The 15,062-nt window shown below is 43.3% G+C and carries 16 protein-coding genes; 5 read left to right on the forward strand and 11 right to left on the reverse strand.

Annotation, left to right across the window (positions count from 1 at the left end):
* Window positions 1-27: 27 nt before the first annotated feature.
* Window positions 28-396: a late competence development ComFB family protein gene (locus CBX98_RS22200; RefSeq protein WP_048625058.1), complete on the reverse strand. Its 369-nt coding sequence runs from the start codon at window positions 394-396 to the stop codon at window positions 28-30.
* 254 nt (window positions 397-650) lie between these two features.
* On the opposite strand from CBX98_RS22200, the gene CBX98_RS22205 reads away from it, so the two are divergent.
* Window positions 651-1,889, forward strand: coding sequence for a GGDEF domain-containing protein (locus CBX98_RS22205; protein WP_109170287.1), 1,239 nt, complete (start codon window positions 651-653; stop codon window positions 1,887-1,889).
* A 24-nt stretch (window positions 1,890-1,913) separates the two neighbouring features.
* Here CBX98_RS22205 and CBX98_RS22210 read toward each other — a convergent pair whose 3' ends face one another.
* A complete protein-coding gene (locus CBX98_RS22210; RefSeq protein ID WP_109170288.1) occupies window positions 1,914-2,906 on the reverse strand; it encodes a Solitary outer membrane autotransporter beta-barrel domain in 993 nt (330 codons plus the stop codon).
* On the reverse strand, window positions 2,903-3,862 hold the full coding sequence (locus CBX98_RS22215; protein ID WP_012842266.1) for a diguanylate cyclase: 960 nt from the start codon (window positions 3,860-3,862) through the stop codon (window positions 2,903-2,905). Before CBX98_RS22215 ends, CBX98_RS22210 begins: the two co-directional genes overlap by 4 nt.
* A 273-nt stretch (window positions 3,863-4,135) precedes the next feature.
* On the opposite strand from CBX98_RS22215, the gene CBX98_RS22220 reads away from it, so the two are divergent.
* Entirely contained in the window at window positions 4,136-4,573 is a 438-nt protein-coding gene (locus CBX98_RS22220; protein WP_005394495.1) for a DUF3069 domain-containing protein, read from the forward strand.
* Between the two features lie 71 nt (window positions 4,574-4,644).
* On the opposite strand, the gene modC is transcribed toward CBX98_RS22220, so the two are convergent.
* The 4 genes from modC to CBX98_RS22240 all read right to left on the reverse strand — a co-directional run bounded on the left by modC (window position 4,645) and on the right by CBX98_RS22240 (window position 8,741).
* Complete coding sequence (modC, locus tag CBX98_RS22225; protein WP_109170289.1) at window positions 4,645-5,751, reverse strand: molybdenum ABC transporter ATP-binding protein ModC; 1,107 nt, start codon at window positions 5,749-5,751, stop codon at window positions 4,645-4,647.
* The gene (gene modB, locus CBX98_RS22230; protein WP_046875453.1) at window positions 5,751-6,437 is read right to left on the reverse strand and encodes a molybdate ABC transporter permease subunit; all 687 of its coding nucleotides are present in this window, start codon (window positions 6,435-6,437) and stop codon (window positions 5,751-5,753) included. Before modB ends, modC begins: the two co-directional genes overlap by 1 nt.
* Before the next feature lie 27 nt (window positions 6,438-6,464).
* Window positions 6,465-7,220 carry a molybdate ABC transporter substrate-binding protein gene (modA, locus tag CBX98_RS22235; RefSeq protein ID WP_085343792.1) on the reverse strand — a complete coding sequence of 252 codons (756 nt, stop codon included), beginning with the start codon at window positions 7,218-7,220 and terminating at the stop codon, window positions 6,465-6,467.
* A gap of 69 nt (window positions 7,221-7,289) precedes the next feature.
* Complete coding sequence (locus tag CBX98_RS22240) at window positions 7,290-8,741, reverse strand: cobyric acid synthase (RefSeq protein ID WP_046875486.1); 1,452 nt, start codon at window positions 8,739-8,741, stop codon at window positions 7,290-7,292.
* Between the two features lie 155 nt (window positions 8,742-8,896).
* On the opposite strand from CBX98_RS22240, the gene CBX98_RS22245 reads away from it, so the two are divergent.
* Both CBX98_RS22245 and CBX98_RS22250 read left to right on the forward strand, forming a co-directional pair.
* A complete protein-coding gene (locus CBX98_RS22245; RefSeq protein WP_005394506.1) occupies window positions 8,897-9,271 on the forward strand; it encodes a NirD/YgiW/YdeI family stress tolerance protein in 375 nt (124 codons plus the stop codon).
* A gap of 153 nt (window positions 9,272-9,424) precedes the next feature.
* Window positions 9,425-9,961: a hypothetical protein gene (locus tag CBX98_RS22250; protein ID WP_005394515.1), complete on the forward strand. Its 537-nt coding sequence runs from the start codon at window positions 9,425-9,427 to the stop codon at window positions 9,959-9,961.
* Between the two features lie 113 nt (window positions 9,962-10,074).
* Here the strand turns inward: CBX98_RS22250 and CBX98_RS22255 are convergent, their stop codons facing one another.
* From CBX98_RS22255 to CBX98_RS22265, 3 genes are all read right to left on the reverse strand, one after another.
* A complete protein-coding gene (locus CBX98_RS22255) occupies window positions 10,075-10,758 on the reverse strand; it encodes an ATP-dependent zinc protease (protein WP_109170290.1) in 684 nt (227 codons plus the stop codon).
* 11 nt (window positions 10,759-10,769) lie between these two features.
* Window positions 10,770-11,957: an amino acid aminotransferase gene (locus CBX98_RS22260; RefSeq protein ID WP_048625063.1), complete on the reverse strand. Its 1,188-nt coding sequence runs from the start codon at window positions 11,955-11,957 to the stop codon at window positions 10,770-10,772.
* Window positions 11,958-12,112: 155 nt separating this feature from the next.
* Complete coding sequence (locus CBX98_RS22265) at window positions 12,113-12,970, reverse strand: AraC family transcriptional regulator (protein WP_109170291.1); 858 nt, start codon at window positions 12,968-12,970, stop codon at window positions 12,113-12,115.
* A gap of 120 nt (window positions 12,971-13,090) precedes the next feature.
* Between CBX98_RS22265 and CBX98_RS22270 the strand changes: the two genes are divergently transcribed.
* A complete protein-coding gene (locus CBX98_RS22270; protein WP_109170292.1) occupies window positions 13,091-14,476 on the forward strand; it encodes an MATE family efflux transporter in 1,386 nt (461 codons plus the stop codon).
* 84 nt (window positions 14,477-14,560) lie between these two features.
* Here the strand turns inward: CBX98_RS22270 and nrdG are convergent, their stop codons facing one another.
* A complete protein-coding gene (nrdG, locus tag CBX98_RS22275; protein WP_005394529.1) occupies window positions 14,561-15,031 on the reverse strand; it encodes an anaerobic ribonucleoside-triphosphate reductase-activating protein in 471 nt (156 codons plus the stop codon).
* Between the last annotated feature and the right edge of the window lie 31 nt (window positions 15,032-15,062).

Raw genomic sequence — 15,062 nt, forward strand, 5'->3', positions numbered from 1 at the left:
TAAGCTCATCGATAGATTAAGCTTGTATCACTTAATATTGACATTGAGGATTGGTTTTTCATACCAGTCCAATTCTTTGTCTTCATCATAACTGGTATGGGTAAAAATTACAGGTACATCATGATCTCGGTTTTTACGCCGGTCTTCTTTCACCATTTCTGCCGCGTTTTTCACCGCGATATCTGCACTTTGCTTAAATTGGGTGAGCTTTTGTTCCGGAAGCGAAGATAGAAAATCAATATCATGACGAATATAGACAGGTTTAAGCTGAATAAGTGCAAGGCACGCAATATCTGCGAGCTGCTCGTTGTTATACTGCTCTACAAACTGAGGCAAACTGAGCACTTGTCCAACAAGTGTTTCCATGTAGTTATGTACATCTGAACTTATCTGCATTGGCAAATCTCCCTTGTTCTATGAAAACAAGTATAGCAACGACTTGTTTATAACAACTTATTGATTGCTCTTAATTTAATCAATCTCTCTCTTTTTGTCGTAATGTCTCCCAAAATACTTGGGAAAATGAGCAAATAGACGTATTCTTGCTAGTTCTCGAAGCATGAAAATCGATAGCAGATTAATATCTATATTGATGAAACGCTTAACCTAACCAATTATATAATCAACTATTTTCAGGCAATTTGTAATAGATGTCCTCATCATCAATGACTTCATCAGGCTTTCGATTCCTTTTCCCATTTATGTTGCTGGGATTAGTGAGTTCGAGCATGAACAACATCATTCAGATGACTCAGTCAAACTGGGGTATTGCCGCAAATTTGCCGTACATACTGTTAGGCTGTGCACTGCTCCTTTGCTATTCATTTAAGCAAGGTAGGGAGTCAATGGTGTGCTTAGCGATGTTACTGGCCTATTTCGTGATACAGCACAGGCTACAAGTCCCACTTCAAAGTGGTACAGCCTTACTTGAGTTGACCATTTTAGCCACGCTACTTCCTGTTTCTTTTCTTGCGGTATTTTTGTTTAGTAAAGACGGTTTCGACTCAAGAGCCATGTTTACTTACCTCTTGATGTTAACGATGTTCGTTCTTTGGTCTTACCTTACGTTAGCGTATTACGTTGAAGGTGGGTTTGAACAATGGACAAGCGGCATTTTATTTATCGTACCTACGGTTTCTAAACTGCCTTTTATTCTAGTTTTATATTGTGTGGGTATTGTCTGCTTCCTCGGAATTCTTGTTTTAAAGAAGAATGAAATCATCCATGCTATGACCTACTCTGCAATGGTGCTGGCGTCCGCGACGTTCATTTTCTTTGATGTGCAATACATATCTAGCACCATGTTTACCCTAACGGGATTGCTTATCATTATTTATGCTGCCTCTGCGAGCCATCAGTTGGCTTTCACAGATAGCTTAACGCGTATCCCGAGTAGACGCGCACTCGACCTTGACTTAAAACACATGGGCAAAAAGTTCACGATCGCAATGCTTGATGTTGACCACTTTAAAAAGTTTAACGATACCTACGGTCACGATACGGGTGATGACGTATTAAAAATGGTCGCTTCGCGTCTAACTAAAACTCCCGGTGGCGCAAAAGTATACCGGTTTGGTGGAGAAGAATTTACCATCGTCTTTAAAGGTAAGTACGCAGATGAGTGTAAAGAATTTTTAGAAGAAGCACGTAAATCCATTGCAGAGTATGAGATGATTTTACGTGATGAAGAATCCCGCCCAGATAACCATAAACAAGGCCAAAAAAAGCGTGGTAACGACAGTTCGAGGAGAAAGTCAGTCTTTGTTACCGCAAGTTTCGGAGCGGCCGACAGCAGAAATGGGCAAGCACCTCAGGACGTGATTAAGTTAGCGGACGAAGCGCTTTACAAAGCGAAAAAAGCTGGACGCAATTGCGTGAGGCTTCATTAATACCCCAGAGCGAAAGTTAGCTGACTAATCTTGATTAAAGAACAAGACTAAGCTTCCTCCTTTTAACGCACTGCCATAATTGATCGTTAATCCGATCCCGATATTATCTATCCAATCGGAGTCAAATGGTGGTGTCATTAACCATCCAACACTGGCTTCGTAGTAGTGCACAGTATTCATGGGTTTTCTTGTATCACCACCAATATCAACTCGATTGAAGCTCGAATACACTGACTGCACAGTATCTCCGATGTGGGTAAAATCATAAAACACCTTTATTCCATTGACCCAATACCAGCCTTCCGGATTGCCAATATCACCATTATTTGCTTTACCCCAGCCAGTGCCATAAAAATAGTGAGGAGCCGACCAGAGGTACCATTTCCCCCACGATTCATGCTCTAGGTATTTAAGCTTTGTGTTGACTTCTCCGACAACGGCCCAAGCACTGGTGTTTAGGTATACACCTTCTAGAAATGGTTTTAGGTCATTCAGTGCATTACTACGATAACTATAATCGTTTTGATAGTACATTAAGTGTGAGCCGATTGCGCCACTAAGCGTTAGCTTATCAGTGAGGTATTTTTCTCCAGCAAACTCAATATATCCGCCCATGACTAACTCTTTACTTTTATCTGGAATCTGTCCTGTTTGGTCTACATACACATCTTGCTCTGTACTTAAGGCATAAACTCGGCCATTTAATAGGTAGTGAGTTTGCATTCCCTCTTGTTCAAACAAATCAAAACTAAATGGTAGCGTTGATACTGCGATCTTCTTTCTGAGATCAACCGAATCTTGAGTACCAATGTCTTCGTTATCTATGTTGAAGTATTCGTTCGGATCGAAATCATGAAATCCTACCGTAAAGACATCGCTATCTGACAGAACGATCCCAATAGCAAAGTTCCTTTCATACTCTTTTTGTATCTGATCTTGAATCGAATTAGCCTTAGAACATAATGAAAAAAGTGACAGTGTAACTAAGGCATAACTATTGATAACAGATTGTTTCAACTTGCATTTACCACCGTATGTGTATTTCTTCCTAAAGACTTTGAGGTATACAGCGCTCTATCCACCGTCGCATACAAATCAGACTGCTGCTCTTTTCCCGTTGGTTGAAAAACAAAAACACCCTGTGACACTGTCACCCTATTGGACACACTAGAATACTCATGTGGGTAATCCAGAAAGTACATGGCCTCTTGTATACGTTCTGCTTCTCTCTCTGCGGTTTGGGCGTCTGTGCAACCCAGTAACACCACAAACTCTTCTCCGCCATAGCGCCCTACGTATTCGCCAGAGCGACAAAATGTTGCTTTAAGTTGGTTCGCAATGGCTTGCAAGCAACGATCTCCTTCTATATGACCGTAATTATCATTAAACGGTTTGAAAAAATCGACGTCCAATAAAATCAAAGCCATTGGCATGTTGTGACGGCCATGCCATGCAACCATCGATTCTAACTTATGATCGATATAACGACGGTTATAGAGTTTGGTTAAGCCATCTTCATTCGCTTGCTGGGTCAAAAGTTGGTTCACTTTCTCCAATTGAGCTGTCGCTTGTTTAAGCTCTCGTCTCATATGGGCAATACGCTGCATTGCGATAAGCTTAGAGTTCAGTACGAGTTTATCTACGGGTTTAATTAAATAATCATCACCGCCGGCCTCTATGGCTTTTGCAATCATTTCTGGCTCTTCGTGACTGCTCAGGAAAATTATTGGGATCCAGTCGGGAAAGGTTTCTCTGATATGAAGAGAGACTTCAAAACCGTTCATATCTGGCATCGATATATCGAGTAATACCAGTTCAGGATCAAAACTCTCGTAGGTGTTTAGTGCTTCTAGCCCACTCCCCACCGCTTTTACAATATGTCCAAGTTGCTTAAGACGAATAGCCAACTGCATCCTGTCTAGCTGAACATCGTCAACCAGGAGGATTCGCATTGATGTCCCTGTCGGTTGCATAACGCGTTCCATTTCTTATTTTGTCTTTATTAAACATATACCATACTCATAGAGTTGTTGCATTCGACTCATAATTAAGTGCTATATTTTTGTTTAAATATCACGGAATCAATTGTCTATAACGATTACACTGAGAATTGCCCTACCAAAACATGACCAACGAACGTTAGTTCAACAAACTCACGTGTTCTGGTCATCTTACGGACACATGGGTATAGCTATTTGATGCATTTGGTATTAATATTCCCGCCTTTTTGTAATGAGAGACACACCATGTCAGAAGCAACTAACAGCGAAAGCAAAAAAATCGATCTAGCAACCATTTCTCCTGAACTACGTAAAGTTATTGAGTTTGACGAAGTTCCAGAGCAAATGTTCGAAATGGTTACCTCTATCCATGAAGTGTCTGAAGAAGCAGTGCGTGAGTCTTGGGACGAAATGCCTGCAAGTGCTCAGAACATTCTAGATAACTTCGAGCAATTTCATGCTCTAGTTTCTGTTGGCCAAGCATTTGCTGGTATCAACGTGATGGAAGAATTCCCTACTCTTAATCTGCCAGAAAACATGACAGATGAAGATAAAGAAGAATACCGCGCTCAATTACTTGATAATGTGCTTCACAACTGCGTGAAAGACATGGTTAAGCAACTTAAGAAAGCACGTCGCGACCCACTTCTTAAACGCGAATTCAAAGAAGTGTTCGCAAAATAACGTTTTTCCGACAAAATAAAGGCCGCGTTTGCGGCCTTTTTTGATCATTAAGCGTGCGTAGCTTTAAATGATTAATGCGGCGCTAATGCCACGTCTTTCTGCGTGACACTGACACCTTTAATTTGTGCGAATACACTATCACCTGCCTTTAAGTCGAGATCATCAAGCGCCCAAGGTGTTATCGTTGCCCACAAATAACATCCCTCATCTAGCTTTAGCGATACATTAATACTCTGTTTATCATCAGCCGCGTTAAACACCTCGATTGAATCGACAGTCGCAGGCAGGATATTTCGAATAGAAGTCGCCTTAGGTTGCTCTAGCGTAATAGAAACGTCGTTGGCACGCACTTGTAAGCGAATTGGCGTCTCTGGCTCACCATCAATCTTTTGCACCCATAGTGATGCATTAGGTGCAAGGCTGACACAAGTCAGCGCATAGCGCTCATGATGCTCAGCAATTCGGCCTTCAAATAAGCTGCTTTGATCCGAGAAAGACTGCCATGGACGCATCGCATGAGAAGCCCACACGTCTTCAAGCTTACCTGAACTCGTAATTCTACCTTGATCGATAATAGCGAGGTGTTGAGCGAGCCTTAAGATCTCCTGCAGGCTATGCGTGACATAGATAATCGGAATATTAACCTTATCCGACAATTCCTCCAGAAATGGCATCACCTCACGTTTTCTCGGCATATCAAGCGACGCAAGTGGTTCATCCATCAAAAGCAAGTTGGGTTTTGATAGTAATGCGCGCGCAATCGCAACACGTTGCTTTTCACCACCAGACAGTGAGATCGGGAAGCGCTTTAGTAACGGTTTGATAGACAAGAGTTCGGTGACTGCATCAAAGTACTCGTCATCTTTTTCTTTAACGCCATACAACAAATTGCCTTGAACCGAATAGTGAGGAAATAAACGCGAATCCTGAAACACGTAACCAATGCCGCGCTTGTGTGTTGGTAAGTTGACCCCCTGTTCACTATCAAACAAAACGTGATCACCAATCGCAACATGTCCCTGCTTTGGTGCAACTAATCCGCTGATGATATTAATTAACGTGGTTTTTCCCGCACCAGATCGCCCAAACAAAGCGCCAATTCCGTTACAAGGTAACTCAAGTTTGATATCGAAATCAGTATCACCAAGCATTTGTTTAAATTGAACTTTAATCGTCATTACTTCGCACCCAATCGACTTGCCGCTTTGCGATTTAGCCATTCAGAGATCATTAATGTAGACAAAGCTAACGCGATAGAAATGATACATAGGCGAGCCGCCTGCATTTCCGCACCTGGCGTTTCAATAAAGTTGTACATTGCCAGTGGAATCGTTTGGGTCTCTCCCGGAATGTTAGAGACGAAACTGATCGTCGCCCCAAATTCACCAAGACTACGAGCAAAGGACAGCATCGTCCCAGTAATAATTCCGGGAATGGTCAGTGGTAACGTAATGGTGAGAAAAACTTTTAAAGGAGAAGCGCCTAACGTTGAAGCGGCATGTTCCAGTTTTGGGTCGACGTTCTCTAAACTTAACCGCACAGACCGAACCATCAAAGGCAAGGCCACCACAATACAAGCGACTACTGCTCCTTTCCAATTAAAGCTAAAGACTAGCCCTACATGTTCATAGAGCCACTTGCCAAGAAATCCTTGCCGCCCAAGAGAAACCAACAACAAATAGCCGATAACCACTGGCGGCAATACCAGTGGTAAATGAATTAAGCTATCTAGAATCGATTTACCGAAGAACGTTTTTCGAGAAAGTAGCCAAGCAAGAAAAACGCCGAGAGGAATGAGCCAAAGTACTGCGTACGCGCCCACTTTGAGGCTTAACATTAAGGCTTGGTATTCCAGTTCTGTCACGCTTCGTTCCTATAATTGAAAGCCGGTTTATTGCTGAAAGCCATATTGAGCAAAAACGCGTGCGGCTTCGTCCGATTTTAGGTACTGGAAGAACTGCTCGGACTCAGTAGAATCATTCACAACCGCAGCCGGATAAACAATAGCCGCATGCGTATCACTCGCGAATTCACCAACAATTTTGACTTTGTCGGTTAACTGCGCATCGGTTTTGTAGACCACGCCTAAAGGAGCTTCCCCACGTTCAACCAACGCCAAAGCTAGGCGCACATTCTTTGCTGGTGCGATTTGAGTTTGAATCTCTTTCCATACACCCAGTGTAGTCAGTGATTCTTTCGCGTACATACCAGCAGGCACTGACGTCGGATTGCCTAACGCAAGGCGATTTCCATGCAATGCCTTTTCCCATGCTGTTGCATCAGAGAAGTTAAATGAGGTTAATTCTGAAGACTGAGGCGCAATCAACACTAAGCTATTGCGCACCAAGCTTGTGACATTGTCACGAGAAATAACGTCTTTATCGACCAAATAATCCATCCATTTAGTATTCGCAGAAATGAATATATCCGCTGGTGCGCCGTTGATAATTTGTCGAGCGATAGAAGAAGAGCCACCATAAACGGGAGTGATAGAAACGTCATACTTTTCTTCAAAGTTTTGTGCGATTTCGTCGATCGCATTCGTCATCGAAGACGCCGCATACACTTTGAGGTTCGTAGCTGCGTTAGCTGAAAATGAAATGCTTAATATTGCCGCGAGGCAAGCATGCGTTTTCCATGCTTTCATAGAGAAACTCCAATACAAGGCAAGCGAAAGAACTGGTTATTTGGGTATAACGTTCAATCTGTAAATGTGCTATTTAAACAAAAAATCAAGGTTCATATGTTGTTCTATCGCATCTGCAATACGATTAATTCCTTGCTCCTTTAACTCTTCAAAGTCTTGTTGTTTGATTTGAGTGCCGTTTACCCACTCTGACACCAGGCTTAAGACATCTGCCTCATCAAAGAGCCCGTGAAGGTAGGTTCCCATGATTTGGCCACACTTGCTGATAGCCCCCTCTGCATCACCGGAACTCAATGTAAGAGGTTGAACGCCCTGCACTTCACTCTGTCCTACGTGGATTTCATAACCCTTTACATTGGCTGTTTTGCCATTAAGAGAAAGCTGTGCTTGCGTATTTGTAAGCTGTTTGCTGTTAGTTAGCGTCGTGGTGATGTCTAGTAAGCCAAGCCCTTCGCTTTGACCCGGCTGGCCTTCGACGCCATTTGGATCATCAATCAAGTTTCCAAGCATCTGGTAGCCACCGCAGATACCAATCACTTTTCCACCAAGACGAATATGACGTAAGATATCTTTATCCCATCCTTGGCTTCTTAGATACTCTAAGTCGTCTCTAACTGATTTGGTCCCAGGCAAAATAACAAGGTCGGCTTTATCTATTTTCTCGCCTTTGCCTACATAACGTAGATTGATGTCGGGATTCAATCGCAACACATCAAAATCAGTATGATTACTAATCCGGGTTAAAACAGGCACAACGACATTCAGTTTTACCTCAGAGTGCAACTCTTGCTGCGCGGTGATCGCGTCTTCTGCTTCTAAATTCAAACCATGAAGAAAAGGAAGCACGCCGAGTACAGGTTTGCCTGTTTTTTCTTCTAGCCAATCGAGGCCCGATTGCAATAAACGAATATCACCTCGAAAACGGTTGATAACAAATCCTTTTACTCGCGCTTGTTCAGATTCAGAAAGTAACGCGAGTGTTCCGTACAAATGTGCAAACACACCACCACGATCAATATCAGCAACAATGATCACCGGAACATCAGCGGCCTCCGCAAAACCCATGTTCGCAATATCGCCTTCTCTTAAATTGATTTCAGCAGGACTCCCTGCGCCCTCGATCATGATCGAATCAAATTCTTGAGTCAGACGGGAGAAGGAATCTAACACCGTGTCCATCGCAACTTTCTTGTAATCATGGAAGCCAGCCGCATCCATATTGGAAATTGCCTTGCCCTGCAAAATGATCTGAGCACCTGTATCACTATTGGGTTTAATCAAAACCGGATTCATGTGCACGGTTGGCTCAATATTACACGCCTGTGCCTGAACTGCCTGAGCTCGACCTATTTCACCGCCATCTTTGGTTACCGCACTATTTAGTGCCATGTTTTGTGGCTTAAATGGGGCAACGTTTATCCCTTTTCTCGCTAATACACGGCATAAACCTGCCACAAGGACACTTTTTCCGGCATCCGAAGTGGTGCCTTGAACCATTAAAGATGGGATCGCTGATTTCATGAACATTTGTAAGGAATAGAGGAAGATGAACAATCATAACGTCATCGTCCCCACTTACTCAAGCAAATGAATAGAATATGAATGTTGAAATCATCATTGGTTCAAACAAGCTCTGTTTTAATGAACCCATCAAAACAAACCGATGAGGATGTAACATGAAAAAGAATACAATTATCGCAACAATCGCCGCCTTAGTTATTGCTCCTTCTATCGCATTCGCGAAAGATCACGCTAAAAACCAATCAAACTTGCAGTTTAATGGTCCTGTCACTGTGGAAAAATTGGACGCCTTGCTAAACGACTCCAATATGTTTACTGAAAAAGATGTAGTCGTTGAAGGTAACTTATTACGTCAAGTTCGCGCGGATAAGTTTGTCTTTAGCGACGGTTCCGGTGAAGTGATGGTGGAATTCGATGACGATATTCAGCTAAACACTCCGATTGATCACACGACTAAAGTCCGTCTGTTTGGTGAATTTGAAGGCGGAAATAAGCCAGAAATTGAAGTCGAGCAACTGGTGATCATGTAAAACAACCCCGATTGCTTTGGATATCAGCATGATGTGGTGAGCACTACAGCTAAATGGTGACGGCAAGCACTTAAAATGATAGCTTTATCAATCTTGGTCTGCTTTTTGCAGACCATTTTTTTGTTCATTTTAATCATCTTGCCCGGAGACACCATGCTAGGTAAAGCTCTAAAGGTTGCAGCCTTTGGTTTGTGCGCTGTTTTGCCACTTTCCGCACATGCAAATAATTTCAACTACAACACGATGGAATTTCGCATGGGCACTAGCCCTGGTACATTTGGTGGCGAGTTCAATACCTACTTTACAGAAAACACCCACTTCATTGCTCGCGCAGACAGTGAGTTTAGCGGAGACTGGGACATTGCTGGTGGTATTGGCTTTAACGGCCCAGCAGGCCAATTTGCAGATATTTATGGCCAAATGTTGGTACACAACATTAAAGAAAACGGCAGTGATAAAGTGGGTGACGAGTGGCGCACTGAGGTGAATATTGGTACTCGTATTTGGTTCATGCAAAATGTTGAGCTACATGCCCGTATCGGTCAAATAATGGATAACGACGATTCCAATACCGTTTATAATTTTGGCGCAAGATTCCACTCTACTCAGCAACTATCACTTGGCGCGGATTTCAAAAATAATGGTGTCTATGGCCAACAAATTGTGATGTCTGCTCGTTTTGCATTTTAATTAAGTAACTAAGCAACTGCATTAACAAGTGTGTGATTCAATAAAAATGGCCTCCGGTTTCGGAGGCCATTTTTGTTAAGTACCGATTGTTAGCCGGAACTAGTAATAAGGCATTAATTTTTGCCGGATTTTTTAGGTTTATCTTGGACATACTTTTTCGATACATCCACAACGGCGATATCTCTAAAAAAGCTTCGACCAAGTAAAATTGGAAACTTCATATGCCCACGTTCAGCTAACGTAAACTCTGTCTTTTCTTTGTGGTCACCGACGGTAATATACGCTTTTACTACCGCTCGTTTATCCACCTCTTCTGACGATGACTGCTTGATTTTAGCCCAGCGCTCTACAGGTACTTTAAACTCTTTAGTTTCTTTATCGCCCAAGCCGATCTTAAACTGAACCCAATCTTTACCATCACGCTCAAACGGAACAATGTCTGTCGCGCTAATTGATGATGTTGTCGCCCCTGTATCGACCCTAGCTTTGAAGGTTTGATCAATTTCAGGAACGTAAACCCACTCTTCAGAACCAAGAATCAACATGCCGTCTGGTGTCTTTGTCACTTTGGCTGGTTTTGTCGGTTTTGGCTCTGGCTTTTTCTCAGGTTTTACTTCAGGCTTAGGCTCAACCTCAGGCGTTGGATCGACCTCTGGTTTCACTTCTGGCTCTACTTTGACAGGTTCTTCGACCTTCGGCGACTCAGGCTCAGCAGGTTCCGGCGTCGTTTGAGTTGACGTACAAGCAATTAAACTGCCGCTCATCATAAGCGGCAGAATCAGTTTCCAGTTTTTCATCCACACTCCAATTAAGCTTGAGATACTTTCTTAATTGCGTCCGCTACGTATGGAATATGAGTTTCGGTAAGTCCAGCGATGTTAATTCGACCATCGCCGACACCATAAATGCCATAATCTTCACGCAGTTGCGCCATTTGGTTTTCACTAAAGCCTAGCACAGTAAACATGCCTTTGTGACCCTCAATGAAGTCAAATTGATCGGTATTATGGTTGTTTCTCAATTCGTTACACAAACTTTGACGAAGACTAACCAAGCGATGTTGCATTTCACTCAACTCTTGCTTCCAAACGGAAGTCAGGTTGTCATCTTGAAGAATCGTCTTAACCAAAGCCGCTCCATGATCGGGTGGCATCGTGTAAGTAGAACGCGCTAACGTAAGTAGCTTGCCTTTTGCGTTGGCCACGTCTTGCATGTTCTTACCAACGACAATCGCCGCACCTGTGCGCTCGCGATATAGGCCAAAGTTCTTCGAACATGACGTCGTTATTAACATCTCTTCAACGTTATCTGCCATGAAGCGAAGCCCTTTTGCGTCTTCCTCTAGGCCATCACCAAAGCCTTGGTAGGCAATATCAACAAATGGGGTGAAACCGTTCTTCTGTGACAATTCCGTAATGGCTTGCCAAGCAGAAAAATCGATATCTGCGCCTGTTGGGTTGTGACAGCAACCATGCAGCAATACAACATCGGAAGGCCCTGCTTTCGCAAGATCATCCATCATTTTTGCTGTGTCTACTTGTTTCGTTTCTGGAGAAAAGTAATGGTAGAACTTAACTTTAAGACCTGCCGCTTCCATCACTGGTTTATGGTTTACGTAGCTAGGGTTTGAAATCCAAACCGTCGTATCTGGCTGTGCGACCTTCATTAGGTCACCTAACATACGCAGCGCACCACTTGCACCTGGTGTTTGAATGGCAGCAACACGATCCATTGCTGACGTTCCCGTCAGTAGCAAATCGATCATGCTTTTATTAAATTCTTCGCAACCCGCAAGACCAACGTAAGATTTGGTTTTTTGAGTTTCAACAACGACATCCTGCGCCATTTGAATGGCTTTCATGATCGGCGTTTCGCCTGCGCTGTTCTTATAGACGCCAATACCAAGGTCAACCTTGTTTGGACGGTCATCGTTACGGTATGCAACGGATAGAGATAAAATAGGATCTAATACGGGAGTTGGGAGATTAGAAAACATGAAAGTCATAACCCTTTGAAATTCAAGTACCGAACCTCACGTTAACACCATCGCAAAAAATGGCGAAATGATTTTTCACTTATTTCATCAATTAGAGAACAAAATTCTGGGTTACGATAAGTTTTGTGCGCTCTATCGGTTATAAAAAGAACGATTCACTCCTCAATATACCAATCCACTCTTCCGTTTTTCCTAAATTCTCTTGGCGTCATGCTCGACCACGCTTTAAAACGTGTACTAAAGTTGGCACTAGTTGGATATCCGACTATCTCTCCAATATGTTGAATCGGCCATTCTGTTGAACGAAGTAACCTAGCAGCGTATTCCATGCGCATACGTGTTAAATGTGCCATCGGGCTTCGACCAAACTGCTTTTGAGTCAGACGGTGCAAATGTGGCTCCGAACATGGATATAAAGCTGCCACTTGCTCGACACTCCAATCCTTATGCAGCTGACGCTGGACAAGATCGAATACGCGCCGAAGCCTCAATTGGCTGCGTGATATCGACTCTGAGGGCGGCATGTTTAACATCAGCTCTAACTGAGCCACGCTATGTGCACCAACCGCACCACCATAATCAATAGGAAGATTAATACTGCGTAACAACGTTTGGATACACGCATACATCACCTCAGGTGCAGATGTGAGCTGGTAACTAATATTACTCTCTATCATTGGCCATGCTCTATCAGGAGTAAGAAAAAGCCATGCGATCTGCCAGAGTTCCTCTTCCATACCAAAACCATTTTCCACACCTGCAGGCACCGTGATCAACGAGCCAGGCTCCAAATCATATCGACACGCCCCACTTTCTAACCAACCTTTACCGCGCACGGTGTAAAGCAGCATGTGTTTTTTTTGGTTTTTACGATAAACAGAGAAGAAGTCACGACAGGTTGCAATTCCGCACTGCACAATGCCTCTCTCCTCCAATGCCAGTACTCGACTGTGATCAATAAACTCTTGATAGGTTTTTTCTGAAATCGCGTAGCGTTCTTGTTTATCTTCCATGATTTATTGGCTCACATATACACTAGTGGAGAGTTTTACAAAGGTTTTGGATGCCTTTGAAAAATACACCGCCAAATCATAGGGATAAACTACTCGCATTAATCTTTAAGGAGAAATGCGATGCTCTTAACACGCGAATACATCGATAAAGCATTTTGGCAAAAGCTGATTGCGATTGGCCTTCCTGTTTCACTTCAATCCATGCTTTTTGCGTTACTCGGCGTCGTGGATATTTTCATGGTGAGCCAACTCGGCGAATCCGCAACGGCTGCAGTCGGTGTCGGAAACCGCATCTTTTTCTTTAACCTTGCAGTCATTTTCGGTCTTTGCGGTGCAGTAACGGTGCTGGCTTCTCAATATTACGGCTCAGGGAACCTGGCAGGAATCCGCAGAACACTGGCGCAATCTTGGTTTATTTCCATTTTAGTGACGCTGCCGTTTATTGTTCTTTATGCGATTTTTGATAAAGAGATCGTCTCTTTCATGTCAGACGATCCTGAATACGTCACTTATGCGCGTGATTATCTTGTGATTACGGGCTTTAGCCTCATTGCAACCGCGATAGTGGTGCCGATAGAAGCGGTATTGCGCTCCGTAGGCCAAACCAAAATGGCAACCAACGTTAGTGTCTCCGCGATTGTCGTGAACGTCGTGCTTAATTATGTTTTGATTTTCGGTTTATTCGGCTTCCCTCAATGGGGCGTATTTGGTGCAGCCGTTGGCAGCTTTGTTTCTCGATTTTTCCAAACGGCAGTGTTGATTTACTTTTTCTGTAAACGCTACGCATATCTTATTCCGACCAAGTTCGATTGGGCGCAAGGCCGTTTAAAGCAGTATCGTCAAAAATACTTTAAGGTTTCTCTACCCATGCTGGTCCACGATGCGCTCTGGACTGGTGGACTGATCGTTTACAGCATCATCTATGGTCAATTGGGCGTTTCAGAACTTGCGATCATCTCATTCTTATCACCAATTGAAGGTGTACTGATTTCAACCTTTATGGGGTTTGCGGTCGCAGCATCCGTTCTTCTTGGTAATGATATTGGCGCAAAACATTATGACCGGGTCGAGAAAACGGCATGGTGGTATGTGTTAACCAGCGCAATCTTAGCCACCTTACTGTTTTTCCTAGTGTGGTTGAGCTCGCCTTTAATTCATCATCTATTGGTACTAAGCCCATTAACCGATGCAGAAATGGCACTTAACGTATGCTTAGTCATGGCGCTGGGTATGATTTTGAGAGTGTTTAACATGGTAGGGATTGGCGGCGTACTAAAGAGTGGCGCAGATATTCGCTACAGCATTTTTATTGATACGTTCGGTCAGTGGGCTATTGGTATTCCCCTTACCTATTACACTGGTATGGTACTCGGGTTGCCTTTGCATTTTGTCTTGATGTCTTTGCTAGCTGAAGAATTTGTGAAAGGCGTACTGACGACTTATCGTATCCAATCTAAACGTTGGATAAACAATATGGTCGAAGATGACCAAACAGTGACAGCGTAACTGAAAATACACTGACGAACTCACACCAAAAGGGCTCACACGTTATGCACGTGTGAGCCCTTTTTATGTTTGGAGAATGCTTGATTAAATATCCGTAAAGCGATGAATGATTTGGTTTGAACTGCCACGCCATTCGAGATTGAGATCTTTCTTGTCTTGTTCAAACTTACCATCAATCAAAACGTCGATGTATTGCACCACTTCTCTTTGCGCGTCATCCAGTTCAGCCAGCGTATAGCCTGTCCAAACCCAGATGTCTTTACCGGGACACTCTTCTCTCACCCTTTTCACGATCTTTAAAATATGAGGCACATTAGCAGGATGAAGCGGATCTCCGCCCGACAACGACAAACCGCGACGTTTAATGCGCGTGTCATTCAAGTCATTGATGATTTTGTCTTCCGCTTCTTGCGTGAACAACACTCCCGAATCCAATCGTTGCGTCGACTGGTTATAACAGCCACGACACTGATGTACGCACCCCGACACAAACAATGTGCAGCGCGTACCCGGTCCGTTAACAACGTCAATTGGATAATATTGGTGGTAGTTCATAATGCGTCTCTTTGTTATCGCGAAAAAGAAA

The sequence above is a fragment of the Vibrio sp. T9 genome (genome assembly GCF_003123985.1).
In the GTDB taxonomy this organism is placed as follows: domain Bacteria; phylum Pseudomonadota; class Gammaproteobacteria; order Enterobacterales; family Vibrionaceae; genus Vibrio; species Vibrio diabolicus.